Raw genomic sequence first — 3,042 nt, forward strand, 5'->3', positions numbered from 1 at the left:
GATGTCACGCACGCCTGCGGGGCGCGGCGGCGAGCCGAGCGAGGTGGCGTCCGTCGTTGCGTTCCTGGCCAGTGACGATGCGTCCTACATCACCGGGCAGACGATCTATCCGGACGGCGGACGGCTGATCCTGAACTACACGGTGCCGGTGAAGGAGAAGTAGGGGCGTCACTGTCTCTCGGTCGTCATGCCCGGGCTTGACCCGGGCATCCGCGTCTGTCGGCTGTCTCCGTGCTACGTGGATGGCCGGGACATAGGCGAGCGGAAAGCGACGCCGTCCTTCGGACGGCTATGCCCGGCCATGACGGCGTATCCAACAGCATCACTCCGCCGCAACATTGATCCCGTAACCCAGCCGCTTCGAGATGCTCCCCGCGCAGTCGCGCAGCGCGTGCGCGATCGGGCTGTCCCAGCGCGCGTCAAACGTGCCTTCCGGGCCCATGGCGGTGATAACCAGCGTGACATGGCCGGAATGGTCGAACACCGGGGCCGAGAACGCATTGACGCCGGGCAGGGGATCGCCAAGGGCGCGGGCAAGGCCATGCTTGCGCACTTCGGTCAGCATCTCCGCGAGCTTGGCGCCCTTCACGGCGCGCTTCGGATTGTAGCCGACGCCGTGACGATCGAGGCCGCTTTCGAGCGCGGCGTTGATCGTCTGCTCCGGCAGGAAGGCCGCGAACGCGCGGCCGGTCGCGGTCTCCAAGAGCGCCATCACCGAGCCTGCGCGCATCACGATGTGCACCGGCTGGGCCGGCTCTTCGAGCTGCACCACGGTCGGGCCGTGCGTGCCCCAGACCGCGAGCGAGACCGCATGTCCGATCTGGCTTGCCAGCGCGGCGATCTTCGGCCTTGCGATACGCACGCCCGAGAGGCGGCGCAGGCTGATCAGGCCGAGCTCCAGCGCCAGTGCGCCGATCTCGTAGCGGCCGGTGCTCTCGTCCTGCTCGATCAGGCCGATGCGCGAGAAGCTGGCGAGGTAGGGATGCGCCTTGGCCGGAGACATGCCGGCCTCGCGCGCGAGATCGCGCAGCATCATCGGCTCGCCGCTGCGAGCGAGCGCGCGGAGCAACTCGCCGCCGACCTCGATCGACTGGATGCCGCGGCTGTCCCTGCTCATGAGTCTCCTGGCGTGCGTCCAAGTTTTTCTTTGAGCATGATCTCTTCGGAAAACCGCTGCACACTTTTCCGGATCATGCTCTACGCCGCGTCGCGCTTTTCCGCGCTATCGGCAAGATGCCTGCCGGCAATGTAGCCGAAGGTCAGCGCCGGCCCAAGCGTGATGCCGGCGCCGGGGTAATTGCCTCCCATGATGCTCGCCATGTCGTTCCCGGCAGCGTAGAGCCCCGGGATGACCCGGCCTTCGGCGTCGAGCGCCCGGGCGTTCTCGTCGGTGACGATGCCGGCATAGGTGCCGAGATCGCCGATCACCATCTTGATGGCGTAGAACGGGCCGTTCTCGATCGGTGCGACGCAAGGATTCGGTCCGTGCAGCGCGTCGCCCTGGTAGCGGTTATAGGCCTTCGAGCCCTTGCCGAAGGCGGCATCGTGTCCGAGCGGGGCCGTCGCATTGAACTGCTTGACCGTATCGGTGAACGCCTCGGCATCGATGCCGGCTTTCGCCGCCAGCGCCTCCAGCGTGTCGCCGCGCATCAGGTAACCGGTCTTGAGGTGGTGACCAAGCGGCATCGGGAAGGGCGGCACGCAGCCGAGGCCGTACTTGCGCAACGTCCTGTGATCGCAGACGAGGAAGGCGGCGATCTCCTCGCCGGGCTTCGCGGCCTTGACCATGGCCTGGACGAAGTCGTGGTAGGAATTGCCCTCATTGGCAAAGCGCCTGCCGTCGCGCATCACCGCGATCACGCCGGGCTTGGCGCGGTCGATGAAGTGCGGCATCACGCCCTTCGAGCCGTCCTTGCGCGTGGTCAGCGACACCGGCACCCAGGCCGCCGCGTTCGGCAGGCGGTCCTCGACATGCCCGCCTGCTCGCTCCGCCAGACGAAGTCCATCACCGGTATTGCCGGTCGGACCCGGCGAATAATGCTCGTTGCCGGTCGGCGCGTGCGGGAACATCTTCTTGCGTCGCTCCACGTCATGCGGGAAACCGCCGCAGGCGAGCACGACGCCCCGGCGAGCGCGAATGCGCACCTCACGTCCCTCGCTCGACACAATGGCGCCGGTGACGGTGCCGTTCTCGACCGTCAGCTCGCGCACCGGCGAGGACAGCCACATCGGAATCTTCAGGTCGAGCGCGGATTTGGTGAGGCGCCCGGCCAGCGCATTGCCGTTGGTCAGCGTCATGCCGCGGCCGTAGCGCAGCACGTCCACCAGATGCCGTGACAGGCGCTTGGCGACATAGGCCGCCGAGGTCAGCGACTTCGTCACCCGCATGAAATGGATGATCTCCTTGCCGCTTCCCAGCATCATGCCGAACACGGTGAGCTCGGGCAGCGGCATGCCGAGCGTCTTGGTGAGGTCGCCGAGCTCGCGGCCGTCGAACGGGCGCGTCACCATGGAGCGGCCGCCCTGGGCGCCGCCCGGTGCCTCGGCGTGATAGTCCGGAAACACCAGCGGCATGTCGAAACGCAGCGCGGTCTTGCTGGTGAAGAAGTCGACTGCTTCAGGACCGGCGCTGAGGAATGCGTCGACCCGCGCGGCATCAAAGTTGTTGCCGGCCTCGTGCCGCAAATAGGTGCGGGCCTGCTCCGGCGTCTCTTCAATGCCGTAGGCTTTCGCCAGCGACGTTCCGGGAATCCACAGCCAGCCGCCGGAGCGCGCGGTGGTGCCGCCGAAGCGCGGCTCCTTCTCGACGATCAGCACGTCGAGGCCGCGCGACCGTGCTGTAATCGCAGCCGACATTCCGGAACAGCCCGATCCGGCGACGAGCACGTCGCACTCGTAGGTCTCACTCGCGCTATGCTCGTTGCCGGTCATTGCTCACCTCACTTTTTCAGGAGCGGACATTTGGACTCGGAGACCGGACGGAAGGCGTCTTCGCCCTTCACGGTCTTGACGATCTCCAGATAGTCCCACGGCTCCTTGGAC

At 66.8% G+C, this 3,042-nt stretch carries 3 protein-coding genes; 1 reads left to right on the plus strand and 2 read right to left on the minus strand.

Going from position 1 to position 3,042, the window contains the following annotated elements:
- The coding region (locus JHD07_RS12765) for an SDR family oxidoreductase (protein ID WP_291622559.1) at window positions 1–163 on the plus strand (163 nt) is incomplete at its 5' end.
- 159 nt (window positions 164–322) lie between these two features.
- Here JHD07_RS12765 and JHD07_RS12770 read toward each other — a convergent pair.
- Window positions 323–1,117 (minus strand): IclR family transcriptional regulator, encoded by a 795-nt coding sequence (locus JHD07_RS12770; RefSeq protein ID WP_291622555.1) that lies wholly within the window; start codon window positions 1,115–1,117, stop codon window positions 323–325.
- Window positions 1,118–1,197: 80 nt separating this feature from the next.
- Window positions 1,198–2,931 (minus strand): FAD-dependent oxidoreductase, encoded by a 1,734-nt coding sequence (locus JHD07_RS12775; protein ID WP_291622557.1) that lies wholly within the window; start codon window positions 2,929–2,931, stop codon window positions 1,198–1,200.
- Between the last annotated feature and the right edge of the window lie 111 nt (window positions 2,932–3,042).

It is taken from the genome of Bradyrhizobium sp., assembly GCF_016462955.1.
In the GTDB taxonomy this organism is placed as follows: Bacteria; Pseudomonadota; Alphaproteobacteria; order Rhizobiales; family Xanthobacteraceae; genus Bradyrhizobium.